Origin of the sequence: Acidocella aquatica, assembly GCF_030160635.1 — a bacterium.
Lineage (GTDB): Bacteria > Pseudomonadota > Alphaproteobacteria > Acetobacterales > Acetobacteraceae > Acidocella > Acidocella aquatica.
Window position 1 is genome coordinate 36,306 of the sequence record NZ_BSOS01000094.1, and the last position, 25,050, is coordinate 61,355.

Here is a 25,050-nt window from a genome sequence, read left to right on the forward strand (position 1 = left end):
GAGCCGCTGGGTCGGGATGGTGCCCGCGTGTCGGAGAGGGCCGGGCCCACGGCCTTCTAGAGGGCGATCGGACGGCAAGCGGCCCGGCCCCGCAACGGCTCCAGGCGGCTATTTTCCGCCGCGCCCCAAGAGGGGGCGCTTTGCATCGCGAGACAAAATAGCCGCCTTGCGCCGTCCTCCGCTGCGCTTCGGCCGCCGTCGCTACGCTCGGCGGTGCAGGCCCGGCCCGCCCGCCGTCAGGTGATCGCCACGAAGGCCGCGATGGGCGCGGCCAATCCGAGACGAGGCATCACCATGGCAACCCACCGCGACAATCCCGATTTCGAGCCCCCACACGCATCATCCGCCACCGACCACCTCCTCACCGAACTCCAGCTCTATGGCCATCGCCCCTTCCAGGACGAGCCCGACCCCAGGCCGCTCCCCGAACCCGAAATCATCGGCGGCGCCGTCGCTGACATCTTTGACGCCCTGGTCGCCACGCTGGGCGACACGCGCCTGGAGCCCGACCTCGAAGACCTGCTCTGGTCCACGGTCAACCTCTTCCACCGCGCCGCCGACCGCGTGCAACGCGTCCTGGACGACAACGAGGATGCCCAGAAGCGCAGCCAGAAGGAACAGGATGGCTCGGAAATCCGCTCGGTGGAGTTGGAGCGTCTGGTGGCCGAGGGCATCACGCTCATCGAACGCCGTAACAGCATGGAATTCTTTCGTGACCAGGCCGCCGACCAGTTCGAACGCCAGACGGGCTCAGCCTGGCGTCCGCGCGCCGGGTCGATGGTCAACCACCGCACGCTGACCTCGGCGATGATCGACAGCCGCGATTTTATCGCGGCCAAACGCCGGGCCGAAACCGAGGTGCTGTTGCCTCCCGGCGCAAAAATCGCCTTCACCGGCGGGGCCGACTTCAACGATCATCATGCCATCTGGAACCGGCTCGACAAGGTGCATGCCAAGCACCCGGACATGGTGCTGCTGCATGGTGGCAGCCCAAAAGGTGCCGAACGCATCGCCGCCTGCTGGGCCGACAGCCGCAAGGTGTCGCAAATCGCCTTCAAGCCCGACTGGACCCGCCACACCAAAGCCGCACCGTTCAAGCGCAACGACCAGATGCTGAATGTCCTGCCAATCGGCGTCATCGTCTTCCCCGGCTCCGGCATCTCCGCCAACCTGGCCGATAAGGCTAAAAAGCTCGGGATCCCGGTCTGGATTTTTAGGGAGGGGGGGTGATTAGCACCCCTCATATCCGCCCGATCTGATCAGGGCTTCTTAGCCGTCTTCTTGCCGGTACCGGTCGCCGGAGGAGCCGTAGCGGCTCCCCCGAACAGGCGCTTGTCCCACCAAATAGGCTGATGAAGACCATGCGTGATTCTATGGGCCTCGGGGTGGCTATCATTGATCAGAATATTCATCTCCATGCGCGCCACAAGGCTTGGCACAATCATGATCAGTGACCTCTGTGACGTTTGCCACGCGGTGCCGTAGGCTTTGGAGACAAGGCAATCCTCGGCATCCCAGCCCGGATGATGGGCAGGAGAAAACACTTCATAAGTCACGCCGGGTGGAATCTGAATTTCGATGAAATGTTGGTTGACCGGCATATGCCCATTTCCATGGACCAGCTTTTCGAGCATCGCCGTGCTGTAATGCTCGCTGCTGTAGATCAGCGGCGTGATCGCACTGTTCCACCGTCCCGGCCATAATTTCGAACCAGTCGAATCGTAGATGGGATAAACCCCAGCCGGGTCCCCGATGCGATATGACGTCAAAATCCGATCAAGAATCTGCGCAGTCACACAGCCGATCCGTATTGCAGGCGGCCTAAAATGCCCTCGACGACGGGCCGCCCCAGCTCGTTTTCAAGCACGACATCCACCGGGCGCCGGCCTTGAAGAAGGGGATGCGCCTCGAACATGAACCGCCGTGCCGCTGCCTCGTCTCCCCAAACGCTCACGGCCATGGTCCAAACGCTGGCCAGCCTGGCGAGGCGCGTGCCTTCCTCGGCGGAAAGCCGGCTTGCCGTATCTTGCTTGGCAGCCGCCCAGGTCTTTCGGCGCCGGGCAAGGGTCGAGCGCGTTACAATCCGGAAGGCGAATTTGTTGTCCGCAGGAGCAACCGCATGAACAACCCGGTCCAACGCGGCGAGTGGCAGCCCGTGCTCTACAGCTGCCATCAAACTCAAAGGATCAGAGGCCTTGATACCAAGGACCGACGAAATCGGATCAGCTACCGCCAACATTTCAATACTCCCGGTCGTCTCATGTGAGGCATAATTTATGCTCATATGGGACGGACGTCAAGGACGACGTGGTCCGATCGCATGGCCGCTCTGGCTCTGGACGGATAAGCGGCATATGGTCGGCAAGCACTACTCCCGCCCACCGGAGCCCGAAATGGCAAACAAAATTGGCCGCAATGACCCTTGCACCTGCGGCAGTGGCAAGAAATCCAAGCATTGTTGCGGCAGCGCGATGGGAAACGTCAAAGCCGCCGAACCGGCAGGCCATGAGCGCGCGATTGAGCGGGCAATCGACTGGTTGATGAACAAGCATCGCAAGGCTGCTTTTGCGGCCCTGGATGACCTTCTTTTCGGGGGGCTCAGTGACGAAGAGGCGGATAGGTTGCGCCATCTCGACCCGGAGACTTTGCAGAACATTCAGATCAACGTGATGGAATGGCTGCTCGCCGAGGGTGATATCCTGGCGCATGGCACCCGCAAGCGTGTTGCAGATTGCCTGCTGGGCCCCGGTGGCGCCTTGTTCACCGTTGGAGAGCGGACCTTCATCGAGCAATTGGCGGCGCGACCGCTGCACCTCTACATCGTGACCGACACCATCCCAGGCCGCCAGATCACGCTGTGCGATGCGCTGGACGCCAGAAAGCGGCCCATCACCGTGCAGGAAAAATCAGGTAGCCAAACGCTCACGGCCGGCACGTATCTTGGATGCCGTGTGTTGGCGTTCGACAACCGCCTTGAATTATCAGGCGCCGTGTACCCATTTTCCCAACTCATGGGCCCAGAGGCCGTGAAATACATCAAGAACCGCTTGAAAGATTTCAAAAATCATCCTGAAGAAGCGAGCGCATTCATTGGCCTCGCGCTGCAACGCAAATGGCTGGAGCAGTACGTAGTGCCGATGACGATGCCGACCATGATGGATGCCTATTCCGGCGAGCCCATCTTGTTGATCACTGACCATTACCGTGTTGAAGACTGGGAAAAGCTGGCCAAAATTCTGGACCTGCAAACGGATGTCGAGGGAGATCAGAAATCCGGCTGGACGCGGTTTATCGACTGCGAGGATGGTGAACGCCGGAACCTGGCCGCAATCAACATCGAGCCCACACCGAATAGAATTTCCATATTCTACAAGACGCGGAATTACGCCGATAAAGGCCGGCCCTGGTTTGATGCTCTCACCGATGGCGCCGTCAAATTCCTGATGCAGGAAATCTCGGATTTGACGGGGGCGATGGTGGGCAGATCACCAGCCAGACGGGAACCTCAAGAGATCGGCCAAGAAGATCTACCGCCCGAGCTGATTACGGAAGCCATCGCCAAGGCGCTGCATCGCGCTTATGCGCACTGGGCCGATGAGCCGATTCCAGCGTTGAGTGGCAAAACACCGAGACAAGCCATGAAAACGCCCGCTGGATCTGAACGCGTGAAGGGCCTTATCCGCAGCTATGAGGCGGATGAAAAAGAACAAGCTGCCCAGCAAAACCGTGCCCCGGCCTCGTTTGATTTCTTGTGGCAGGAAATTGGCGTTTCCCCATAATAGTCGAGCCGCATACAGGCTTTAGCGAGAGAATTTCGAAAGTTTTGATTCTTTGCCGTGAAAAATCGTGATAGGTTGGCGGCTGTGCCGTGGAGGTGGTGGAGGAACGCCCGTCCGATCCTTTGTCCGGAGGCTTTCACCATGCTCGCACTTGGAGTCATTTTCAGCTTTTTCGGTCTCGGCATCTTCTGCTGGCTGCTGTTCACCCTCGCGATATACGCGCTCCCCTTCTTCGCGGGCCTCACCGTCGCCTTTGCGGCCTTCCATAGCGGCGCAGGCGTGATTGGCGCGTTCCTCGTCGGCTGCTTCGCCGGTGGGGCGACGCTGGCGCTCGGCCAGATCGCGTTCGCGACGATCCGCTCCCCTCTCATACGGTGTGCAATCGCCTTATTTTACGCCCTACCGGCCACCATCGCGGGCTACCATGCCACACTTGGGCTCGCTCAGATCGGGGTGCCGTCAGCAGCTTGGCAGGAGGCCTTCGCCATCGTCGGCGCAGTGAGCATCGGATGCACGGCCTGGGTCCGCCTGGCCATGTTTACCCCGCCGAATATTGGTCAAGGCTTCGCCGTTGGCGCGGCCCCATTGTCCTTGGCCGACGCCACCAGAAGCCGCTGATCCCGGCCTTACCCTCCGACAGGCTGGTGACGGGGGCTAGGCGCTGGCCGTAGCATACCGAGAATGCGGCGGTCGTCGCTGAGCTCTCGTGGGCAGCAGGATCAAGCTGACCGAGACATATCCCTCTCGCAGGGGCATCGTTGTTTGCCCGTCACCGGCTCAATGCACCAACCCTTTTACACGCAGTCGTTTCCATTTCTTCGCCTGGAATGCCGGACCTCTTGTGCAAAGCATCCAACCTCCGCCACGTCTTCTCCCAGCGCATAATTTTCAACGCGCGGACCACACGGCCTCTCCATGGCTTGATCTGGCCGAAGGCCGGCTTCGCCTCGATCGCCTAGCCGCAACGGCGGCGCCAAACTTTCTTCCCCTGGGCGTGCCGCCCATTCCTCGCGAGGCAAGAAAGTTTTGCGCCCGCCGTCCTCCGCTGCGCTGCGGCTCGCAAGCGAGTGCGTCGTCGATCGCCTCCGGCACAACGATCGCCATCGAGGCCGCGGTGGTCGCGGGCTCGAAATCAGCAAGGAGAAGTGACATGGCTAACATTGGTTCTTTCAAGAAATCCGGCACCGAATACCAGGGCGAGATCGTCACCCTGAGCGTCCAGACCAAGGGGGTCCGCATTGTCCCCGAGGCCACCCGCTCCACCGACAACGCCCCCAGCCATCGGATCTACGTTGGTCGGGCTGAGATCGGGGCCGCCTGGTCGAAGCGCTCCAGCGAGGGCCGCGACTATCTCTCGGTCAAGCTGGATGACCCGAGCTTCAACGCCCCCATCTTCGCCAACCTGTTCGAGGACGAAGGCGGCGAGGGCTACACGCTCATCTGGTCCCGCGCCCGCAAGGCCAACGGAGAGTAAGCCGGCCAACGACAAAGCCCCGCCCGATCATCCGGGCGGGGCTTTTTTGTGCCCGCGGCGGCCAGAGGTCGGACAAAAAGAGGTGTCTGCCTGACCGCAGAGGCGCAAACCCGTAAATCCGCAAAGCCTCGTTTCCGGCCCCACGGCGTTGCGCCTCTGCGGTCAGGCAGACGGGGCTCCGCGCCAAAGACGCTGCGCGATTGCTACCTACTTTTCACTTCCCGCACGAATACCTAATATATTAGGTGGTACTATATTAGGGAAGACGGCGACGTCCCCGCATGAGTTTGCGAGGGATCGTTGCCGGGAACCTACGAAGATTGCGCCATGTCAAAGGCATGTCGCAAGAGGAGTTGGCCGACCGTGCAGACATCGACCGCAACTACGTTGGAAAGCTGGAGCGCGAGGAGAACGCCGCCACCGTCGACATGCTGGAAAAACTTGCCGTCGTTCTTGAGATTGACCCAGCCGAATTTTTGCAGCGAAAGGGAACTCCTGCAGACGCGACAGAGCCGAGCGCGGATAAATGACTACCGCATAGAAGAGCGCTCCGGCCAGCGCAGACAAGAGGCAGGTTACAACCCTCGGTATATATCCCGAGTTCATTTTTCTGCTTATCGAAAATCAGTAATTCGTGAGTTCCATTTGAAAACCTCAAACAATCACGTATCATGATGAAAATTTATGGAACGCCCTACATGACCGTGCCCCCGTTCGAGGATCGTCCTCCTGAGGCGCCAAAGCTGACAGCATATGACGAACGTCATCTTGTCACCTATCTTCGGCTACTGGATGCAGCCGAGGAAGGCGCAGACTGGCAGGAAGTCGTGGCCATTGTTTTTGGGTTGAACCCCGTGAAGGAGCCTGCGCGCGCCAAAATCGTCCACGACAGCCATCTGGCCCGGGCACGCTGGATGACCGAATTCGGCTACCGTGATCTGCTGCGACCGCCATCCACCGAGCCGTAGAGGCGTAAATCCGTCTTTCAGCGGATACGGATTCTTGTGGTTTGGTTAAGGCAACTTGAATAAATTGAAACTTTTCTGGTGACGGTTTTCAACCTAAAGCGTTATTCCTTGCCCTCGACTTAGGGCGCTGCAGCGGGGAATTCGTGTGGCACGGAAACCTGACTGGCGGTCATCAATTGATGCCGCTGAATTGAGCCAGTTAGACCGGTCGGGCTTTGCCTGGGAATTCCTTCGGCGCAACCAAGCCTTCCGCGATGATTACGCTCGAATCACCGATCATATTGCCACCGAGACTGACGACGACATAAATGCCGCGGCGAAAATCGCGCGGCATTGGGGGTTGGTTTGTCGCACCGGACCCGACATTGCCGGCAAGCAGGGTAACGGTCTTCTGGCACCCAGAAATTGTCCCGACGGCTGTCGTTCTGGGCCATATGCCAAAGTCTTTTGTAGGGGCCCGCCTCCTCAGCACGGAACTCCTGGCGGGGGCCGTCGCCCATCATCAGAGTCATGACGGCCTGCATATTCTTCTGCCGGGCGGCCATCACATCTGGCTTCTTGAGCACAGCGCTGGCCAGCCCATGGCCGCGGTTATTCCGCTTGATGACGATTTCCTGCTCCGTGTCGCTGGCGCTCTTCGCCTTCGTCACCACCTCAATGGCGAGCCGGTGGGGCCAATGCCCCGACCGTTGCAACTGACGCCGCGCCATCGCAAGCGTTTGATCCAGATGTTACACGCCCTGGACGGCCGCTTGTCAGAGGCAAGTTATAGGGAAATCGCGTCCGTCATCTTTGGGCCAGACGCCGTCCGTGAAATAGGATGGAAAACCCTGCCGGTCCGTGCTCAGACGATTCGCTTGGTCAAAGACGCTGTTGGCATGATGAACCGGGGCTATCTTCAGTTTCTACGTGGCCGGTGACATGCTTGGGCTCGCACGGGTGGAAATCTGTCGGTCTGGTTCAGAAACGGGGGAAGCGAATACCAGACATTCTGCTTGTGGCGCGCAGGGGCCGATACCGCTTCACCACTCAATGCGGCCTGAACGAGTAAAGCGAACATATGAACCGGATATTTATACCGGCCAACATATCAATACTGCCTACTTTTATAAATCCTGCAAAATTCTGATTTTTGTACCACGCGGCACGATAGGACCCATCCCGTAAGCGATTCAGTTTAGATCACGAACAATGCACTCCACAGCGGCCAGCGCAGTCAAGGCCGTTGCCCGATCGCAAATTTCGCGAAGACGCTGAGCGCGGCCTGGATGGATGAGGTTACGAAAATTCATAGCTAAATTGGCTAGTTGCTCGGTATTATTTTTGATCAGATCGAGAGATTTGGCGACCGTTATATATTCTCGAAGATACCAATCTTCTGGTGCCCCCTTGGGCTTCTGTACTAAATTTGACAAGCCAGGTGCGTTTGTAATCGCCCACAAAAGCAAAGCCTCCGCAGCAGCTCCTGCTAGGACGGTTGCTGCTTTCCATTCTCCGTTGTGCAACGCACTTGTTGCGGTGCTAATATCCAATCGAATGTTATCACGGAAGACGTCATCCGTAATGAAACCCAACTCGACCGTTGCATGCGATGGACTTTGATCAGGGCACTTTGTCAGGACATGTCGAAGTATCTGCAGAACGTTTTTCCCGTCGATGTCGGCGATTCCAATGTCACGAGATGCGTTCTGCTGCCAGAAGGCAACTGAGTTTCTGATAGTCTCGACCCCACGAACAAGGTCATTGTAGTCGTTCCCGCTGATCGTCAACAGTTCCGTTGGAAGCTCGTCGATCAAGCGTACGATGCCAGTTAGACCCGCTACGGAGGTATGGCTCACACTTAGACGTCCCGCTTGGAGCTTTTTCAGATTTTGGTCTACAAATGCAACAATCTGAGACGGGACTACTCGAGCCATAAAGTGTTCCTTTCGTTGTCCAGAAAGCAAGGATGGGCGGAGCGTAGCGCAACCCCTCGCGTCGTGCCACGTCTTCGTCGGTTGATGGCTTCAGCTGAGTTCCACCCATCAATTATGCAGGCGGGTGGCGGCTTTCGGGATTGATCACGCAGCGGCCTACGCCCGACTTGGCTCGAAACCCACGATTTACGCTGCGGCAGCAAGCACTGGATGGGTGAGCGCAGTAACCCATCGATCTATTGCAGCTTCGCAAAAAGGGATGGATGGCGCTGCGCTCACCCATCCCTGTTTCGACCTATCAAATTAAACAGCTTCGGCAAAATCGGGGCGGTTCAATCATATGGTGTCAATGCCGCTGGCGTTACATCTATAACGCCAGCTATGTCGGTTTTCGTTAGACCTGCGGTTCGAAGGATGTGAATGAGGTTTTTCCCGTCGTCGGAAATTCTTCCGCCAGAGGTTTTAGCCACTTCGACTATCCTGTCTAGGATTGCTGCTTTTTCTTCCAACTCTTTGATTTGATGCTGAATTGGACTGGTTTTTTTATTCCTTTTTGCCGGTTTGACTGCCACGACACTTTCCTTTTACAATTGCCCGTTACAGCGTTTAGATTAACTAAATCAAAAAGTCAAATTATTTTAAAGATTATCGCTTTTGTAGGGTCAGATAACAATTCGATGTGCAGGTCATCTGACAATTGTTCTAAAAGCTCTTGTTGGTTATTCCTTCGACTTACTGAACCGACCTCGGGTTTGTCCGAGGTTCTATGGCTTGATGCTGCTTGTTTAGTATATTTTAGACTTTATGTAACGGTCGCGGCGTCTGCTTCCCGCCAATCCAGTCGATTACTGCTCACCGATGAATGGCTGCTATGGAGAAATGGGCCCGCTTGGCCGAACAGCCATAATGAGGCGCGTTGTCGCTGGCACAGGTCAACGTTAAACGTCCGCTCCTGAGATCAACTCCCGGGCCAGCCTATGCCTGACTTGCCTCGATTGCGGTAGTACGAACCGCCTCAGAATCGCCCACCTGTGGCAGTGCTGGGGGTACGGTCTCGTGGCCCTCCCACTTCGTCATCCCCACCACCCATCCTACCCCGCCAATTTGACCTTCCCCGCTCGGCAACCGCCAGCGGCGACACGGAAGATCACGGAGGTTCGACCATGCCCGATCCGATGGCCGGTATGCCGCCACGCTACCTGCGCACACCCGAAGCCGCGCGTTTCCTCGGCCTCTCCGGCCGCACACTGGAGAAGCACCGCACCTACGGCACCGGCCCCCGATACCGGAAGATCGGCGGGCGCGTCGTCTACGCGCTTGATGATTTGCAAAGCTGGGTCTCGACCGGCGCCAAGCAGTCGACCTCCGACCCCGGCATTGGCACCGTCTTCCCCGCCAAGCGCATCGTGTCGGCAGCGCCCGCGCACGGCACCGCCGGCCAGCGCCGGAGCTGATCCTTGGCAAAGGACCCGCACACCGCGCCGCCGCCGGCCCGGCGGCTCACGCCCGAGCGCGAGCAGCTCGAACTGTTCCAGGCCCTGCCGGGCGATCTGGCTCCCCGCGATGTGCAAGACCTCATGGCCTATCCCTTCTTCAGCCTGGGAAAATCCAAGCGCCTGGCGCCGATTGATTTCCGGGCGGGCGCCATCACCATCCGCGTGGAAGCCGTGCCGGAATACGGCATGGCCACCATCTGGGACGCCGACATCCTGATCTGGGCCGCATCCCAGATCGTCGAGGCGCGCGACGCCGGGCTGAAAACCTCCCGGCTGATGGCGGCCACACCATACGAAATACTAACCTTCACCGGCCGTGGTACCAGCGCTCGGGATTATGACCGCCTGAAGGCCGCCCTCGACCGGCTGCAGAGCACAACGGTCGCCACATCCATCCGCCAGACGACCGAGCGCCGCCGGCACCGCTTCTCCTGGATCAACGAGTGGAAAGAAACCACCGATAATCACGGCCGCCCCCTCGGCGTCCAGCTCATCCTGCCCGACTGGTTCTACGCCGCCGTGCTCGACAACGCGCTCGTGCTCACCATCGATCCCGCCTATTTCTCCCTGAGCGGCGGGCTGGAGCGCTGGCTCTACCGCATTGTACGCAAGCATGGCGGACGGCAGTCCGAGGGCTGGCAATTCGACACCGCCCATCTGCACGCCAAATCCGGCAGTCTCTCGCCGCTGAAACATTTTGCCTATGACCTGCGCGACATCGTGCGCCGCCAGCCACTGCCCGGCTACCGGCTTGTCATTGAGCGCCTTCGCCACGGCGGGGAACGATTCAGCTTCACCCCAACCCCCGTCAGCTTCCGCAGCAATACGGCTCGGCCTCCGCTGCTGGTTCGATCTGGGGATAAGCTGTGAATCCGCTCGTGCTATCGGGGACCGAACCTATCGTGCCATCAGGGACCGGATCCTCGTGCTATCAGGGACCAAAATCCTCAAAAACTCAAGCAATTCTGCGGCTCTTCGAGCGCCTTAACTTATCTAACTCAGATTCCTTCGGAATCTGTCTAACGGACCCGGCGTTATCCACATTGGGGGATAACTGCATGAACGAGCCACCAGTGAAGGGGGAGGTGCGGTCATGATCGTGGCCTTCCTCAACCAAAAGGGTGGCGTCGGCAAAACCACCCTGGCGCTCCACCTGGCTGGCGCCTGGGCCCGGCAACGCAAGCGCGTCACCGTCATTGACGCCGATCCGCAGGGTTCAGCCCTGGACTGGTCCGAGCAAAGAGCAAGGGAGAAAGGCCCGAGGCTCTTCGGCGTCATCGGCCTCGCCCGTGATACGCTGCACCGTGAAGCGCCAGAAATTGCGCGCAACGTCGACCACGTCGTCATCGACGGCCCGCCGCGTATCGCGGGCTTGATGCGCTCGGCCTTGCTTGCCGCCGACCTCGTCCTCGTCCCGGCCCAACCATCTCCCTTCGACGGCTGGGCCTCTGGCGAGGTGCTGCATCTCATCCGCGAAGCGCGTATCTTCCGCCCTGAACTCCGCGCCCGTTTCGTGCTGAACCGCTGCGCCGCGCGCACGATCATCGCCCGCGAAACAGCGGAGGCGCTGGCCGAGCACGATCCTCCCGTGCTCGGCGCACGCATCGGCCAGCGCGTGGCGTTTGCCGATGCCGCGCGTACCGGCCAGCTTGTCTTTGAGGTAGATTCCGGCGGCGCGGCGGCGTGCGAAATCATGGCCCTCGTTGCCGAAATTGAAAGCCTCGTGCGATGACGCGCCGAAATCCGAAGCGCGGCTTTGTCACGCGGCCAACCGACCCGGATGCCTGGATACGCGCGCCAGAACCGCAAGCGGAGCGTAATGGCGATCCCGGCTTTACCGCGCGGCTGACCATCGATGTCACGGCAGCACTTCGGGGGCGCATCAAAATCATCGCTTTCCAGCGCGGCATCACGGTTGCCGACATGCTGCGCGATCTGCTTGCCCGCGAGTTTCCCGAAGATGGCGGAGTTGCGCCATGAACGATCTCACCATGGTCGAGCTGACCTGGATCGAACAACGCGTCGAACGCTGGATCCGCTTTGGCCGAACTGTGGAGGACCGCATCAGTGACCGCCGCCGCCGGATGGTTGGTTTCGCGCCGGGCAACATCTTCGCCTTCGTCCGCTGGGCGTCGAACGATTACGGCACCATCGTCTCACGCATCGACATTCTGCGTGCCGTGGCGCCGGGAGAATCCTGCTCGACTGTGCCCTATGTGCAGCCCGGCGGTGAGATTTTGCTCCGCCTCTCTGGCTGGCCAAAAGTCGAAGCCGCGCTGCGCGCCATCGACGATGCTGAACGCCTCGGCATCGCCCCCCAAGACGCCTCACCCGAGCATTGGCAGCACGTCCATAACCGGCTCACGGCGGGCGAGGCGTCACGCCCTTACACAATGAAGCAGCATCGCGCCTGGCTGCTGCGCAGGCGCGTGCAAGCATGAAAGCCCGCAGAAACATCGTGTCGGCGATGCTGCTCGGCACGTCGATGCTGGCGTTCTCCTGGTGCGCCCGCCCAACGCCGTGGCTGCTCTGGAACGCCAGCGCCAGCGTACCCGTCGGGCTCTACTCCGTGCATCCGGTTGGGCCGTTGCGTGTGGGTCAGTTACTCATCGTCAGGCCACCAGCACCGCTCGCACGTTTTCTGGCGGCGCGCCGATATCTGCCGATGGGCGTGCCGCTCATCAAGCATATCGCCGCATTGCCGGGACAGGTGGTGTGCAGGCGCGGACGCGTGATTACCGTGGACGGCACGGTTGAGGCCGAGGCGCTGGACCGTGACACCCGCGGCAGACCGCTACCGGTTTGGCAAGGCTGCCAGAAGATCGCGCCGCACGAGATTTTTCTGCTGAACATCGGCGTGCCCGACAGCCTAGATGGCCGTTATTTCGGGCCGCTTCCTGACATGACGATCATCGGCCGCGCGACTCCACTCTGGATTCCGAGGAGGCCACAATGATGCGGGTCTTGGGTATGAAGCGCGCCAATTCTCAGGCCGGCGAGAAGCGTGAACGGTGGCGAAACATTAGGCCGGTTCCGGTCTTGATGCTGGCCATTGGCGCGCTTTTGGTGTCAGCCCCCGTCTCGTCGGTTGCGCAAACGCCACCGCCAGTGAGTGGTGCCGAAGCGAATTCAGCCCCTGATCCCTTCGCGGCATTTATCGGAGAAGCCTCGCAGCGTTTCAACGTCCCCACGCTCTGGCTGCGCGCCGTCATGCAGGTGGAGAGTGCTGGCTATGCACAAGCGAAGTCACCAAGGGGCGCCATGGGCCTCATGCAGATCATGCCCGACACATACGCCCAACTGCGCCAGGAATACGGCCTGGGCGCTGATCCATTTGACCCGCACGACAACATCATGGCGGGTGCCGCGTATCTGCGTGAGATGTATGACCTCTACGGCGCACCGGGATTTTTGGCGGCATATAATGCCGGGCCGGGTCGCTATGACGATCATCTCGTGACGGGCCAGCCGTTGCCTGAAGAAACGCAATTTTATCTCTCCCGGCTTGAGCCGCTAATCGGCGGTGTGCAAGTCGGGCGCATCATTGGTACGCCTGATCCGCTCACCTGGATGAACGCGCCACTATTCATCGGCGGCAACACGAATGCCGAAATCTACGTCAATCCGCGCAGTAATAAGGTTGCTTTCTATGTCGCCGCTCATGTTCCGGTACCTTCATTCACCGGCGCCACAAATGCGAATGTCGCCGCATTGTTCTCGCAGTCAGAGGGCTTGTTCGTATCCGTGACTCATGGCGGCCTGCCGCAATGAGGCAGATCGCGGTCGCTCGTGGCATGGCGGGAAATATCGCGTGTTCAGGGCGTGGACTTCGGGCGTCCCGGAAACCAGCCAGCCGATTGCAAGATAAAAGCACCGCCGTCGGGCGGGGTGCATGTGGTTGGTTTTATTGCGTTTTCAGCGCCGTCGGTCATGCAGCCAAGGTGGCGCTACAGGCAAAAACACCAGGAACATCCTCATTAAATGCGCCGTCGCTCGGTTTTTACCCCCATCGGAAAGCACAATGATGAGCAACCACGACGACAATCTGCATGTCCGGCCAGGACGCATCGGCCATGGCCGCAGCGGTCAGCCAAAGAGCTTCGTCGGCGAGGTCATGCAGGCTGCCAGAAAAGCCGGTCATACAGGGCGCGGCTTCGGACAACGGCGGTCCACTGGCAGCGGCTCACGTTTTGGCCGAGGCCGGGCGGCGTCCCTCGCTCAATCCCTGCGTTCACCTGTGCGGCGCGTGGCGATCAAGGCTCGTGTCGTCCGCCACATCGGCACAAAATTCCGCTCGGCACCGCTGGCCCAACACGTCGGCTACCTTGAACGCGAAGGCGTCACCCGCGATGGCGTGCGAGGGCGCATGTTTCATGCGAGCGCGGAGAACGCCGACGTGAAGGCGTTTGCGGAACGGTGCGAGGACGACCGCCACCATTTTAGGTTCATGGTCTCGCCTGAGGACGCCGGTGAGATGGAAGATCTACGAACCTTCACCCGAGAGCTGATGGCCGATGCCGAACGCGACCTCGGAACCCGCCTCGACTGGGTCGCGGTCGACCACTGGAACACCGACAACCCGCACATCCATGTCCTGGTGCGTGGGCGGGCCGATGACGGCCAGGATCTAGTCATCAGCCGCGACTACATCGGCCGGAGCTTTCGTGGCCGCGCCGAGGAACGCGTCAGTCTGGAACTGGGGCCACGCACTGAACGCGAAATCAGCGCGGCGCTCCAGAAGGAGGTCGAGGCAGAACGCTGGACCGGCCTCGACCGCGCGCTGCGCGATCTTGCCGACGATAGTGGCAGCGTCGCCGACCTCCGCCCGGCCGCGACCGGCCCTGACCCAGAGCTACGCCGGCTACTTGTTGGCAGGGCGATGAAATTGGAACGCCTGGGTCTGGCCGAGTCGGTTGGCCCCGGCTGCTGGGCGCTCAAGCCGGGCATTGAGCAAACGCTGCGTGACCTGTCGATCCGGGGCGACGTCATCAAGACCATGCATCGGGCCATGGCCACGGGTGACCGCGCCCCGGACGTGACGGGCTTCGCCATCCATGGTGAGGACGCCGCCGACCCGGTGCTGGGCAAGCTCGTGGAGCGTGGGCTGCATGACGAACTGCAGGGCAGCGCCTATGCCATCATCGAGGGCACCGATGGTCGCACCCATCATCTGCGCTTTGCCAACATCGACATGACAGGCGACGCGCATCCGGGCGCCATCGTCGAACTGCGTGCGTGGGAGGATGCCAAGGGCAAGCGGCGCCTATCCTTGGCCACGCGGTTGGATATCACCCTGGAAGCGCAGGTGACGGCGACGGGCGCCACTTGGCTCGACCGGCAGCTTGTCGCCAGCGATCCCGTGCCAACGGCTGGTGGTTTCGGCGCCGAAATCCGCGACGCCATGGCGCGCCGCGCGGATCATCTGGTGGGGGAAGGACTTGCTCGTCGCCAGGGTGAGCGCATTTTATTCCCGCGCGGTCTGATCGAGACGCTGCGCCAGCGCGAGTTGGCCGCCACGGTTGAGCGGCTGGGCGCAGAGACCGGGCTTACGCACGCCCCATCCGGGGTGGGCGACTATGTCACCGGCATCTATCGCCAGCGCGTGACGCTGGCCTCCGGCCGCTTTGCCATGATCGACGACGGCCTCGGCTTCCAGCTCGTGCCCTGGCGCCCGGCGCTGGAGCAAAAACTCGGTCAGCATGTGTCCGGCACCGTTCTGCCAGGCGGCGGCGTAGATTGGAGTTTTGGTCGGCAAAGGGGACTAGGAATTTAATTCAACGAGTGCGCGATTTGGTTGCCGCACCAGCGATCACCTTGTCCGTTGCCGCCTTCAGATAGTTGCTGAGTTTGACGAACGACTCGAATTCCCGGCATGCCCGTTGTTCGATCGCCTCTATTCCGACAGCGGTCGCGTGACGCAGGGCTACCAGCTTGGCCGCTTCGCGAGCATCAACGGCTTTCACTTCAGGTCACCTTGCAGATCCGCGATCAACTCAGGATGCCGGTCCAACAGCGTGATCAGCTGGATCGTCGGCCCACTAGGTTCAATCAACCCGCGCTCATATTTGTCGAATGCGCTCGGCCCGACCCGGAATACGGCACCAGCCGCGCGCTGCGACAATTTCAGCTTTGCCCGCACACGCTTGATGGTCGTTGGCGACGGGACGCCGTCCACGCGCTCTTTCATGGTGCGAAGCGCCGCATCCGCTGCCGCCATGTCATTTCCGACATGCACGCCGTCTCCCTCGCCGTCAGGATAATAGCCCGGCAAGTCTACGGTCAGGGCAAGTCCCTTATATGCCACCGCAAACGGCCGTACGCCGCGCGTCAGCAATTCCCCGGTTTCCGGAGACGTCATCGAGGACGGTAACTCTCGTGTCTGGGCCGACATCCTATTTCTCCTTGAACGACATCACAGTGAATTCGGTGACGACGTCAGCCTGAAACTTTACGTACAAAACCAAACCGCGGGCCGGGACATGATAAACATCCTGCCACACGCGATGATCCCTGATCGTGGTCATGGACTTAAAAAACATCTTCCGATTCATGCCCTGGATCACCTCAGCAATACCGGCGCGGTCGAAGCCCAAACCAATTGCGTCACGAAACGCCGATGTCGTGATCGCCAGCGTTTCCACCGCGCCAAGGACAGTCCTCACGGCGGCCAAATCATAGGTCGGGCGGCGCTTTTCCACGGCTCTGTATACCACCTTAATGGTGGCAAGGCAAGACTGAAGATAAATGCACCGGCAAACAGCCGCCGCCGAATGCTGCGATTTTCCAGCCATTTCTGCGACCCATGGCCGTTCAGTCTTGTCATCGAAGAGGAGGCCTGCCGAACTGCCCCGTTCCCTTTGATGGAAAGGCGATGTCAGGCACCAAAATCCTTTGGCTTCAGGTCATCATCGTGTTCGGCATCGTCATCCTGGCGATCTGGGCCGCGACCGAATGGACCGCCTGGCAGCTCGGCTTTCAGCCGGAACTGGGCGTCGCGTGGTGGCACCTCGCGGGCACGCCAATTTACCTGCCCCCGGCATTTTTCTGGTGGTGGTTCGCCTATGACGCCTATGCCCCGGACGTCTTCCTTCACGGCGCGTACATCGCGGCCTCCGGGACCGTCATCGCCATTATCGCCGCCATCGCCATGTCAGTCTGGCGGGCGCGGGAGGCAAAGCGGGTCATCACCTACGGCTCGGCCCGCTGGGCAACTCGGGAGGAAGCCCGAGCAGCTGGGCTGCTCAAGCCAGACGGCGTGCTGCTCGGCAAGCTGGGGCGCGACTATCTGCGCCATGACGGCCCCGAGCACGTGCTGTGCTTCGCGCCGACCCGCTCGGGTAAGGGCGTGGGCCTGGTGGTGCCGTCGCTACTGGCCTGGCCGGAGAGCGCCATCGTGCACGACATCAAGGGCGAAAACTGGACGCTGACGGCTGGGTTCCGCGCCCGCTTCGGCCGCGTGCTGCTGTTTGACCCAACCAACGCCGACTCAGCGGCCTATAATCCGCTGCTAGAGGTCCGCCGCGGCGAATGGGAAGTCCGCGACGTGCAAAACGTCGCTGACGTGCTGGTCGACCCCGAAGGCTCCCTGGACAAGCGAAACCATTGGGAAAAGACCAGCCACAGCCTGCTCGTCGGTTCGATCCTGCACGTCCTCTACGCCGAGCCGGACAAAACCCTCGCAGGCGTGGCCAAATTCCTCTCCGACCCCAGGCGCTCAATCGAATCCACTTTGCACGCGATGATGCAAACGCGGCATCTTGGCGAGGCCGGCACGCACCCCGTCGTTGCCAGCGCCGCGCGGGAGCTGCTGAATAAATCCGACAACGAGCGCTCCGGCGTGCTCTCCACCGCGATGTCCTTCCTCGGCCTCTACCGCGACCCAGTCATCGCCAAGGTGACGCGCTGCTGCGACTGGCGCATCGCCAATCTGGTCGAGGATACACGCCCAACGACGCTATACCTCGTCGTGCCCCCATCCGATATCAGCCGCACCAAGCCGCTCATCCGCCTGATCCTCAACCAGATCGGCCGGCGCTTGACCGAGGAACTGACACCGAAGAACCGGCGCCACCGCGTGCTGCTCATGCTCGACGAATTTCCCGCCCTGGGACGGCTGGATTTCTTCGAGTCGGCACTGGCCTTCATGGCCGGCTACGGGCTGAAGGCGTTCCTGATCGCGCAAAGCCTCAACCAGATCGAAAAGGCCTATGGCCTGAACAATTCCATCCTCGACAATTGCCATGTCCGCATCAGCTTTGCGACCAACGACGAGCGCACCGCCAAGCGGGTGTCCGACGCGCTGGGCACCGCCACCGAAATGCGCGCGATGCGCAACTATGCCGGCAACCGCCTCTCGCCCTGGCTCGGCCATCTCATGGTATCGCGCCAGGAGACGGCGCGACCGCTCCTGACGCCTGGCGAAATTATGCAACTCCCACCCTGCGACGAGATCGTCATGATGTCCGGCACCTATCCAATCCGCGCGAAGAAGGCGCGCTACTTCGAGGACCGGCGGTTTGCCGAGCGGGTTCTCCCGCCGCCAGTGCTTGGGCTGGGGAATACCAAGGCGCGGCCTGACGACTGGAGCAATCTCCCTCCACCGCCCAAGGTGATGGTCAACCCCACAGCCGCGGAAACGGGAGCCGAAGCCGATGCCAGAAGGCCGCCACGCAAGGCTGACGGCGATCCTGCTAATGCGGGCATCCGCCGACAGCCCGAGCTTCCCGAGCATGAGGACATCGAACCGGCGAGGCCGGCCCCCGCATTGGAATTCACCTTTGGAGAAGATCTGGACCAGGAGGATGAGGAAGCCGGTCGCCTGTCCGAGTTGCGCCGCCAGATGGGCGACCTCGCCCGGCGGGCATCGCTCGATCCAGGCGATGATCTTGGGCTGTGAGATAACAAGATGCGCATCAAACACACCTTCCGCCTGCCGCCAGCCCTCTCCGCCCAGCTCGCTGACTATGCCGGACGCAAGCGCATGTCTCAGGCACTAATCGTTGAAGCCGCCCTGGCATCGTTTCTCTCGCCCGATGGGTCAGAGCGCCTGGAAGCCGCCATCAGCCGAAGGCTCGATCGGCACACCAGGCAACTGGAGAGGCTGGAGCATCACGTCAACATTTCCAATGAGGCTCTGGCGCTGTTCGTTCGCTTTTGGCTGACAGCGACACCGCCACTGCCGGACGCAAACCTCACCGCCGCCCAAGCCAGCGGGCACGCACGGTATCGAGGTTTTGTCGAAGCTCTGGGACGGAGAATAGAAAAGGGACAAAGTTTGGCGGCGGAGATTTATGAAGAACCCAACCAAATTCTTAAAACGACTGATAAATTTTAGTTAGAAAACTTTAAACGGTCCTTGCGGCCAGGTGCAACATCGGGATCTCCACTTTCGTGATTGGATCAATCTAATTTTCCGCACTATCATCATATGGTGCTGCTGCACACACTTCTAAATTCTCTTTTTTCTAGCCGAACTTCCTTGCGATGTACTTCGATGCTGTCTCGAGTTCCGGAAACATAGATTGATCATTAAAGCCAAACACATCAAGCTCCTTCGCTAATGAGGGCTTGTCAACCGCCTTAATCACTAATTTTTGAATAGAATAGTTACTGTGTTTTTCGAGCGGTTTATGGCTTAGGCCAAACAAAACAAAAGCACCGTTTTGCGCAATTATTCGCTTGTTGTTCTGCTTCGGTCGAACTAATAACCTCCGTTTCAAATCTTTCGGATTTATAATTGGCAAAAAATATGGTTTCTCCGCCTTTATGAAGTGCAGTAGCCGTTTAGATTCTTCCAGATCGTTGAAGTCGCCGATCGACAATGACGCTTTGTCTCTCAAAACATTACGTTCTCTTGGGCTCATATAAACGAGGTTGGAAATACAGCTTATAGTGTCACTATCGAAAAATTTATTATCTGATGCCTTAAAGCCTATCGTCAAGACGTGCCCATCACTTTTCTCGTGCGAATTGACACAGAAATAGAGAGCTACAAGAGGATTCCAAGTGACATCCAGAAGGCGTGTGGGCAGCGAAAAATGCTGCATTCGAACAAGCCGATCAAGCATTGTGGTGTCGCTTTGAAAACTCTCTGGTTGTGACGCCAAAAGTGTCCGAAAGATGGCATTCTCAGAGCTGTACAGCTTTTTATTGCGAAATAGCGATGTCTCTGTTTTCCATGTGACATCGGCATGACCACGATAAACGACGCTGCCGACCTTATGTGGCGCCAGTTCCTGAATGATCTGGGTAAAATCGGAAAGTCGCCTTATCCGAGGCTGTTCATTGTCTTTAAAAAAGAAAAAGAAGACACTTTCCTCCCTAAAACCTCGATCAATTTCCACATCTTCTGGACGCGGCTATATCGACGACGCTCTAAACGAACCACGCTTCTGTAAGATATGACAGCCTGTGTTGTTTTTGGCAATTACACAACGACATCGAATGATGGCTCAAAGCTGAAGGTCAGCATTGTTGCGATCTTGGCCCGGATCAATTCCGCCGTTTCCCTGTCTTCCTACGCCAGCCCCCTATACCCCTCACAACGTTATTGCCCCACCCAGTTTCTTGTCTTTTCTTAACATCCGCTGTCCTGGGTCGCTAGACGCGGTCCCGGTGAACGGGGATAGAGATGATGCTTCACGGCTTACGGTCAGAGGGGATTTCACGCGGCGCGCGCATGCTGCGCACCGCGCTCGGTCCGGCAATTGCCGTCTTCCTCGAAGACCCCACCATCGTGGAAGTGATGCTCAACCCCGACGGCCGGCTGTGGATCGACCGGCTGTCCGGCGGGCTGGAAAACACCGGCCAACAAATGTCTGCCGCCGATGGCGAGCGTATCGTCCGCCTTGTCGCCCACCATGTCGGCGCTGAAGTTCATCCCGGCGCCCCGCGTGTCTCCTCCGAACTCCCGGAAACAGGTGAGCGGTTCGAGGGCCTGCTCCCGCCCGTGGTCGCGGCGCCCGCCTTTGCCATCCGCAAACCTGCCGTCGCCGTTTTCACGCTGGAAGATTACGTCATCGCCGGCATCATGACCGCAGACCAAGCGTCGATGATGCGCATCGCAGTTGCCGACCGGCACAATATCCTGGTCGCCGGCGGCACCTCCACGGGCAAGACCACGCTGGCCAACGCACTACTCGCCGAAGTGGCCAAAACCGCCGATCGCGTCGTGCTAATCGAGGACACGCGTGAACTGCAATGCGCGGCTCCCAACCTGGTCGCCCTGCGCACCAAAGACGGCGTCGCCTCGTTATCCGACCTTGTCCGCTCCTCACTCCGCCTACGGCCGGACCGCATCCCTATAGGCGAGGTGCGCGGTGCCGAGGCCCTCGACCTCCTGAAAGCCTGGGGCACCGGCCATCCCGGCGGCATCGGCACCATCCACGCTGGTTCGGCGCTCGGTGCGCTGCGCCGTCTCGAACAACTCATCCAGGAAGCCGTCATCACCGTCCCGCGCGCGATGATTGCTGAGACGATCAACGTCATTGCGGTGCTGGCCGGACGCGGTACGCAACGCCGCCTCGCCGACCTCGCTTTGGTCCACGGCCTCTCGAGCGCCGGTGATTACGTCCTGACCTCCGCCGTTTCCGCCCCCGACAACCTCAAGCCCATAGGAGTCCGCCCGTGATAAACCTGCTTTCCAATCGGCTGCGCCGTCCGTTCGGCGTCATGTCCGGCCTGCTCATCAGCCTCCTCCTCGTAGCCCCCGCATACGCCGCGGGCTCGAACATGCCCTGGGAAACCCCGCTCAACTCCATTCTCGAATCGGTCCAGGGCCCGGTCGCCAAAATCGTCTCGGTCATCATCATCACCGTCACCGGCCTGTCGCTGGCTTTCGGCGACACCTCCGGCGGCTTCCGCAAGCTGGTCCAGATCGTCTTCGGCCTGTCGATCGCCTTCGCCGCCTCCAGCTTCTTCCTGTCCTTCTTCTCCTTCGGCGGTGGGGCGCTGATCTGATGGATGACGCTGCGCCAATCCCCGGCTTCGAGGCGCAAGTTCACCGCGCCCTGATCGAGCAAATCCTGCTCGGCGGCGCGCCACGCTCCGTGGCAATCCTGAACGGCACACTCGCCGCCGCCCTTGGCCTCGGCCTGCACCTCTGGATCGCCGGCATCGCCTTTTGGCTCACCGGCCACGGCGCCGCAGTCTGGGCGGCGAAGCGGGACGCGCAATTTGTCGACGTCGTGCGCCGGCACCTTCGTTACCCAAGCCATTTCAGGGCGTGAGGTGCGGCCATGCTGAACCTCACCGAATACCGCAACAAGAACACGAGCCTGGCGGATTTTTTGCCATGGGCGGCGCTCGTCGCGCCCGGCGTGGTGCTGAATAAAGACGGTTCCTTCCAGCGCACCGCAAAATTCCGCGGCCCGGATCTGGACAGCGCCACCCCCGCCGAACTCATCGGCACAACGGCGCGGCTGAACAACGCCTTGCGCCGCTTGGGTTCGGGCTGGGCCATCTTCGTCGAGGCGCAGCGCACCCAGGCCAATCATTACCCCGACAGCCACTTCCCCGATCCGGTCTCCGCCTTGGTGGATGCCGAGCGCAAGGCACAATTCGAGGAGGAAGGCGCACATTTCGAGAGCGGCTACTTCCTGACGTTTCTGTTCCTGCCGCCCGCCGAAGACGCCGCGCGGGCCGAAAGCTGGCTCTATGAAGGCAGCGAAAAGGGTGGCGTCGACCCGCACGAGGTGCTCCGCGGCTTCATCGACCGCACAAATCGCGTGCTGCAACTCGTCGAAGGTTTCGTCCCCGAGGTCGAATGGCTCGATGACGCTGAAACGCTGACCTATCTGCATTCCACGATCTCAACAAAGCACCAGCGCGTCCGCGTGCCGGAAATCCCCATCTACCTGGACGCGATCCTTATCGACGAACCGTTGACCGGCGGCCTGGAACCAAAACTCGGCGCCAACCACCTGCGCACCCTGACGGTGATGGGTTTCCCATCCACCACGCAGCCCGGCATTCTCGACGAACTGAACCGGCTCGCCTTTCCCTATCGCTGGTCAACCCGCGCCCTCTGCCTCGACAAGACCGATGCCACCCGGCTGCTCATCAAAATCCGCCGACAATGGTTCGCCAAGCGTAAATCCATCATGGCCATCCTGAAGGAGGTGATGACCAACGAGGCCTCGGTGCTGCTGGACACCGACGCCACCAACAAGGCCGCCGATGCCGATCTGGCGCTCCAGGAATTGGGCGCCGACGCCATCGGCGAGGCCTATGTCACCGCGACTGTCACCGTCTGGGATGAAGACGCCCGCATCGCCGACGAAAAGCTCCGTCTGGTCGAGAAAATCATCCAAGGCCGCGACTTCACCTGCATGGTGGAAGGGGTGAACGCGCTGGAAGCCTGGTTCGGCTCGTTGCCCGGCCACGCCTACGCCAACGTGCGCCAGCCTCCGATCTCGACCCTGAATCTGGCGCACATGATCCCGCTCTCCGCCGTCTGGGCTGGCCCAGAGCGCGATGAACATTTCAACGCGCCGCCGCTGTTCTTCGCTAAGACCGAAGGCTCCACCCCGTTCCGTTTCTCGCTGCATGTCGGTGACGTCGGCCACACGCTCATCGTTGGCCCCACCGGCGCAGGTAAATCCGTGTTGCTCGCGTTGATGGCACTGCAATTCCGCCGCTACAACCACGCGCAGATTTTTGCGTTCGATTTCGGTGGCTCGATCCGCGCGGCGGCCATGGCAATGGGTGGTGACTGGCACGATCTCGGCGGCGCGCTGGCCGAAGACACTGCCCCCGTCGCCTTGCAGCCCCTCGCACGGCTCGACGATGCCGCCGAGCGCGGCTGGGCCGCCGAATGGATCGCCAACATCCTGGAGCGCGAGAAAGTCGCCATCACGCCAGAAGCCAAGGAGCATATCTGGACAGCGCTCTCCTCCCTAGCCTCGGCACCGGTGGCAGAGCGGACCCTGACCGGCCTGTCCGTCCTGCTCCAATCCAACGCGCTGAAGCAGGCGCTCCGCCCCTATTGCGTCGGCGGCCCATTCGGCCGGTTGCTCGACGCCGAATCCGAACGACTGGGCGATGCCGATGTCCAGGCCTTCGAGACAGAGGGGCTGATCGGCACCGGCGCCGCACCCGCCGTGCTCGCCTATCTCTTCCACCGCATCGAGGCCCGCCTCAACGGGCGGCCAACCTTGCTCATCATCGACGAAGGCTGGCTGGCGCTGGATGATCCCGGCTTCGCCGCCCAGCTCCGCGAGTGGCTGAAAACCCTGCGCAAGAAAAACGCCTCCGTCATCTTCGCCACCCAATCGCTCGCCGACATCGAAACCAGCGCCATCGCCCCGGCCATCGTCGAGAGCTGCCCGACGCGCATCTTTCTGCCGAACGAGCGCGCCATCGAACCGCAAATCACCGCCATCTATCGCCGCTTCGGCCTCAACGACCGTCAGATCGAAATTCTCGCCCGCGCCACACCGCGCCGCGATTATTACTGCCAGTCCCGGCGCGGCAACCGGCTCTTCGAACTCGGCCTCGGTGACGCCGCACTCGCCTTCACCGCCGCATCCTCCAAGACCGACCAGAACACGATCACGGAAATCCTGGCAACGCATGGCCAACCCGGCTTCGCCGCCGCCTGGCTTCGCCACAGAGGCGCGGACTGGGCGGCAGACCTTCTTGGCAACCTCAGTTTGGAGGCATCACAATGATTACGCCCCGTTATCGCGCCCCGCTCATCGCGGGCGCCGCCACCATCTCGTTGCTTATGGCCAGTCCGCCCGCCCAAGCGCAAATCGCCGTCTTTGACGCCACCAACTTCTCACAAAATGTGCTGACGGCGGCGCGTGAGCTGCAACAGGTCAACAACGAAATCCAGAGCCTGGAAAACGAAGCCACCATGCTCGTCAACGAGGCCAAGAACCTCGCCAGCCTGCCATACTCCTCGCTGGCGCAGCTCGACCAATCCATCAGCCAGACCCAGCACCTTCTCAGCCAAGCCCAGAACATCGCCTACGATGTCACCACGATCAACCAGGCCTTCACCCAGGTCTACCCGCAGTCCTACGCCAGCACGACCTCATCATCGCAACTGGAAAGAGACGCCCAGACCCGCTGGCAAAATGCCCGCGCGAGCTATCAGGATGCGATGAACGTGCAGGCCGGCGTCGTCCAGAACCTCGCCACCACGCACGCGCAGATCGACGCCCTCATCTCTTCCAGCCAATCCGCCGTAGGCGCGCTGCAAGCCAGTCAGGCGGGCAACCAGATGCTGGCCATCCAGAGCAGCCAGCTTGCCGACCTCACGGCGCTGATCGCCGCCCAGGGCCGCGCCCAGGCTTTAGCCGGTGCGAGTGACGCCGAAGCCCAAGCCCAGGCGCAGGCACAGCTCAACCAATTCCTGACGACGGGTTCTGGCTACCAGGCGGGGTCCGTTCAGATGTTCCACCAGCAATGAGC

At 60.5% G+C, this 25,050-nt stretch carries 31 protein-coding genes; 23 read left to right on the forward strand and 8 right to left on the reverse strand.

The genetic code is table 11. From position 1 onward, the window contains the following. The first annotated feature begins 294 nt into the window (after nucleotides 1-294). Complete coding sequence (locus tag QQJ84_RS17025) at nucleotides 295-1,230, forward strand: DUF2493 domain-containing protein (protein ID WP_284259515.1); 936 nt, start codon at nucleotides 295-297, stop codon at nucleotides 1,228-1,230. Between the two features lie 29 nt (nucleotides 1,231-1,259). Here the strand turns inward: QQJ84_RS17025 and QQJ84_RS17030 are convergent, their stop codons facing one another. Together QQJ84_RS17030 and QQJ84_RS17035 are read right to left on the reverse strand one after the other, a co-directional pair. After that, nucleotides 1,260-1,796: an RES family NAD+ phosphorylase gene (locus QQJ84_RS17030; RefSeq protein ID WP_284259516.1), complete on the reverse strand. Its 537-nt coding sequence runs from the start codon at nucleotides 1,794-1,796 to the stop codon at nucleotides 1,260-1,262. Next, nucleotides 1,793-2,239, reverse strand: coding sequence for an antitoxin Xre/MbcA/ParS toxin-binding domain-containing protein (locus QQJ84_RS17035; RefSeq protein WP_284259517.1), 447 nt, complete (start codon nucleotides 2,237-2,239; stop codon nucleotides 1,793-1,795). Before QQJ84_RS17035 ends, QQJ84_RS17030 begins: the two co-directional genes overlap by 4 nt. Nucleotides 2,240-2,393: 154 nt before the next feature. On the opposite strand from QQJ84_RS17035, the gene QQJ84_RS17040 reads away from it, so the two are divergent. The 7 genes from QQJ84_RS17040 to QQJ84_RS19530 all read left to right on the forward strand — a co-directional run bounded on the left by QQJ84_RS17040 (nucleotide 2,394) and on the right by QQJ84_RS19530 (nucleotide 7,141). Then, nucleotides 2,394-3,779, forward strand: a complete 1,386-nt coding sequence (locus tag QQJ84_RS17040; protein ID WP_284259518.1) for an SEC-C metal-binding domain-containing protein — start codon at nucleotides 2,394-2,396, stop codon at nucleotides 3,777-3,779. A 141-nt stretch (nucleotides 3,780-3,920) separates the two neighbouring features. Continuing rightward, the gene (locus QQJ84_RS17045; RefSeq protein ID WP_284259519.1) at nucleotides 3,921-4,397 is read left to right on the forward strand and encodes a hypothetical protein; all 477 of its coding nucleotides are present in this window, start codon (nucleotides 3,921-3,923) and stop codon (nucleotides 4,395-4,397) included. 532 nt (nucleotides 4,398-4,929) lie between these two features. Further along, nucleotides 4,930-5,253, forward strand: coding sequence for a DUF736 domain-containing protein (locus QQJ84_RS17050; RefSeq protein WP_284259520.1), 324 nt, complete (start codon nucleotides 4,930-4,932; stop codon nucleotides 5,251-5,253). 320 nt (nucleotides 5,254-5,573) lie between these two features. Next, nucleotides 5,574-5,783, forward strand: coding sequence for a helix-turn-helix domain-containing protein (locus QQJ84_RS17055; RefSeq protein WP_284259521.1), 210 nt, complete (start codon nucleotides 5,574-5,576; stop codon nucleotides 5,781-5,783). Between the two features lie 168 nt (nucleotides 5,784-5,951). Beyond that, nucleotides 5,952-6,221 (forward strand): DNA -binding domain-containing protein, encoded by a 270-nt coding sequence (locus tag QQJ84_RS17060; RefSeq protein ID WP_284259674.1) that lies wholly within the window; start codon nucleotides 5,952-5,954, stop codon nucleotides 6,219-6,221. 145 nt (nucleotides 6,222-6,366) lie between these two features. Beyond that, entirely contained in the window at nucleotides 6,367-6,735 is a 369-nt protein-coding gene (locus tag QQJ84_RS19525) for a transcriptional regulator domain-containing protein (protein ID WP_408862239.1), read from the forward strand. Between the two features lie 67 nt (nucleotides 6,736-6,802). After that, a complete protein-coding gene (locus tag QQJ84_RS19530) occupies nucleotides 6,803-7,141 on the forward strand; it encodes a DUF2285 domain-containing protein (protein WP_408862240.1) in 339 nt (112 codons plus the stop codon). Nucleotides 7,142-7,393: 252 nt separating this feature from the next. Here QQJ84_RS19530 and QQJ84_RS17070 read toward each other — a convergent pair whose 3' ends face one another. Both QQJ84_RS17070 and QQJ84_RS17075 read right to left on the reverse strand, forming a co-directional pair. Next, on the reverse strand, nucleotides 7,394-8,017 hold the full coding sequence (locus QQJ84_RS17070; protein WP_284259523.1) for a hypothetical protein: 624 nt from the start codon (nucleotides 8,015-8,017) through the stop codon (nucleotides 7,394-7,396). Between the two features lie 452 nt (nucleotides 8,018-8,469). Then, complete coding sequence (locus QQJ84_RS17075; protein WP_284259524.1) at nucleotides 8,470-8,709, reverse strand: hypothetical protein; 240 nt, start codon at nucleotides 8,707-8,709, stop codon at nucleotides 8,470-8,472. A 591-nt stretch (nucleotides 8,710-9,300) separates the two neighbouring features. Here QQJ84_RS17075 and QQJ84_RS17080 point away from each other — a divergent pair. The 8 genes from QQJ84_RS17080 to QQJ84_RS17115 all read left to right on the forward strand — a co-directional run bounded on the left by QQJ84_RS17080 (nucleotide 9,301) and on the right by QQJ84_RS17115 (nucleotide 15,406). Further along, entirely contained in the window at nucleotides 9,301-9,591 is a 291-nt protein-coding gene (locus tag QQJ84_RS17080; RefSeq protein ID WP_284259525.1) for a helix-turn-helix transcriptional regulator, read from the forward strand. A 3-nt stretch (nucleotides 9,592-9,594) separates the two neighbouring features. Then, entirely contained in the window at nucleotides 9,595-10,503 is a 909-nt protein-coding gene (locus QQJ84_RS17085; protein ID WP_284259526.1) for a replication initiator protein A, read from the forward strand. Nucleotides 10,504-10,726: 223 nt separating this feature from the next. Beyond that, on the forward strand, nucleotides 10,727-11,365 hold the full coding sequence (parA, locus tag QQJ84_RS17090; protein WP_284259527.1) for a ParA family partition ATPase: 639 nt from the start codon (nucleotides 10,727-10,729) through the stop codon (nucleotides 11,363-11,365). Further along, nucleotides 11,362-11,613 carry a hypothetical protein gene (locus tag QQJ84_RS17095; RefSeq protein ID WP_284259528.1) on the forward strand — a complete coding sequence of 84 codons (252 nt, stop codon included), beginning with the start codon at nucleotides 11,362-11,364 and terminating at the stop codon, nucleotides 11,611-11,613. Before parA ends, QQJ84_RS17095 begins: the two co-directional genes overlap by 4 nt. Beyond that, complete coding sequence (locus tag QQJ84_RS17100) at nucleotides 11,610-12,074, forward strand: DUF2840 domain-containing protein (RefSeq protein WP_284259529.1); 465 nt, start codon at nucleotides 11,610-11,612, stop codon at nucleotides 12,072-12,074. The genes QQJ84_RS17095 and QQJ84_RS17100 overlap by 4 nt, the downstream gene beginning before the upstream one ends. Then, the gene (locus tag QQJ84_RS17105; protein WP_348522691.1) at nucleotides 12,071-12,589 is read left to right on the forward strand and encodes a S26 family signal peptidase; all 519 of its coding nucleotides are present in this window, start codon (nucleotides 12,071-12,073) and stop codon (nucleotides 12,587-12,589) included. Before QQJ84_RS17100 ends, QQJ84_RS17105 begins: the two co-directional genes overlap by 4 nt. Next, nucleotides 12,586-13,404 carry a lytic transglycosylase domain-containing protein gene (locus QQJ84_RS17110; RefSeq protein WP_284259530.1) on the forward strand — a complete coding sequence of 273 codons (819 nt, stop codon included), beginning with the start codon at nucleotides 12,586-12,588 and terminating at the stop codon, nucleotides 13,402-13,404. The genes QQJ84_RS17105 and QQJ84_RS17110 overlap by 4 nt, the downstream gene beginning before the upstream one ends. Before the next feature lie 253 nt (nucleotides 13,405-13,657). Beyond that, complete coding sequence (locus QQJ84_RS17115) at nucleotides 13,658-15,406, forward strand: relaxase/mobilization nuclease domain-containing protein (protein WP_284259676.1); 1,749 nt, start codon at nucleotides 13,658-13,660, stop codon at nucleotides 15,404-15,406. A 1-nt stretch (nucleotide 15,407) separates the two neighbouring features. On the opposite strand, the gene QQJ84_RS17120 is transcribed toward QQJ84_RS17115, so the two are convergent. The 3 genes from QQJ84_RS17120 to QQJ84_RS17130 are packed head-to-tail and all read right to left on the reverse strand — an operon-like array spanning nucleotide 15,408 to nucleotide 16,424. Continuing rightward, nucleotides 15,408-15,596, reverse strand: coding sequence for a hypothetical protein (locus QQJ84_RS17120; RefSeq protein WP_284259531.1), 189 nt, complete (start codon nucleotides 15,594-15,596; stop codon nucleotides 15,408-15,410). Beyond that, the gene (locus tag QQJ84_RS17125) at nucleotides 15,593-16,024 is read right to left on the reverse strand and encodes a type II toxin-antitoxin system MqsA family antitoxin (RefSeq protein WP_284259532.1); all 432 of its coding nucleotides are present in this window, start codon (nucleotides 16,022-16,024) and stop codon (nucleotides 15,593-15,595) included. The genes QQJ84_RS17120 and QQJ84_RS17125 overlap by 4 nt, the downstream gene beginning before the upstream one ends. A 1-nt stretch (nucleotide 16,025) precedes the next feature. Continuing rightward, complete coding sequence (locus tag QQJ84_RS17130) at nucleotides 16,026-16,424, reverse strand: type II toxin-antitoxin system MqsR family toxin (protein WP_284259533.1); 399 nt, start codon at nucleotides 16,422-16,424, stop codon at nucleotides 16,026-16,028. A gap of 80 nt (nucleotides 16,425-16,504) precedes the next feature. Here QQJ84_RS17130 and QQJ84_RS17135 point away from each other — a divergent pair, with 80 nt between their 5' ends. Continuing rightward, nucleotides 16,505-18,529, forward strand: coding sequence for a conjugal transfer protein TraG (locus tag QQJ84_RS17135; RefSeq protein ID WP_284259534.1), 2,025 nt, complete (start codon nucleotides 16,505-16,507; stop codon nucleotides 18,527-18,529). 9 nt (nucleotides 18,530-18,538) lie between these two features. Then, on the forward strand, nucleotides 18,539-18,967 hold the full coding sequence (locus tag QQJ84_RS17140; protein ID WP_284259535.1) for a CopG family transcriptional regulator: 429 nt from the start codon (nucleotides 18,539-18,541) through the stop codon (nucleotides 18,965-18,967). Nucleotides 18,968-19,097: 130 nt separating this feature from the next. On the opposite strand, the gene QQJ84_RS17145 is transcribed toward QQJ84_RS17140, so the two are convergent. After that, nucleotides 19,098-19,976: an FRG domain-containing protein gene (locus QQJ84_RS17145; RefSeq protein ID WP_284259536.1), complete on the reverse strand. Its 879-nt coding sequence runs from the start codon at nucleotides 19,974-19,976 to the stop codon at nucleotides 19,098-19,100. A gap of 287 nt (nucleotides 19,977-20,263) precedes the next feature. Here QQJ84_RS17145 and trbB point away from each other — a divergent pair, with 287 nt between their 5' ends. The 5 genes from trbB to trbJ are packed head-to-tail and all read left to right on the forward strand — an operon-like array spanning nucleotide 20,264 to nucleotide 25,048. Continuing rightward, a complete protein-coding gene (gene trbB, locus QQJ84_RS17150; RefSeq protein WP_284259537.1) occupies nucleotides 20,264-21,262 on the forward strand; it encodes a P-type conjugative transfer ATPase TrbB in 999 nt (332 codons plus the stop codon). Between the two features lie 20 nt (nucleotides 21,263-21,282). Further along, the gene (locus tag QQJ84_RS17155) at nucleotides 21,283-21,591 is read left to right on the forward strand and encodes a TrbC/VirB2 family protein (RefSeq protein WP_408862241.1); all 309 of its coding nucleotides are present in this window, start codon (nucleotides 21,283-21,285) and stop codon (nucleotides 21,589-21,591) included. Then, nucleotides 21,591-21,860 carry a VirB3 family type IV secretion system protein gene (locus tag QQJ84_RS17160; protein ID WP_284259538.1) on the forward strand — a complete coding sequence of 90 codons (270 nt, stop codon included), beginning with the start codon at nucleotides 21,591-21,593 and terminating at the stop codon, nucleotides 21,858-21,860. The genes QQJ84_RS17155 and QQJ84_RS17160 overlap by 1 nt, the downstream gene beginning before the upstream one ends. 9 nt (nucleotides 21,861-21,869) lie before the next feature. Further along, on the forward strand, nucleotides 21,870-24,302 hold the full coding sequence (gene trbE, locus QQJ84_RS17165) for a conjugal transfer protein TrbE (RefSeq protein WP_284259539.1): 2,433 nt from the start codon (nucleotides 21,870-21,872) through the stop codon (nucleotides 24,300-24,302). Next, nucleotides 24,299-25,048 (forward strand): P-type conjugative transfer protein TrbJ, encoded by a 750-nt coding sequence (gene trbJ / locus QQJ84_RS17170; RefSeq protein ID WP_284259540.1) that lies wholly within the window; start codon nucleotides 24,299-24,301, stop codon nucleotides 25,046-25,048. Before trbE ends, trbJ begins: the two co-directional genes overlap by 4 nt. Nucleotides 25,049-25,050 lie beyond the last annotated feature (2 nt).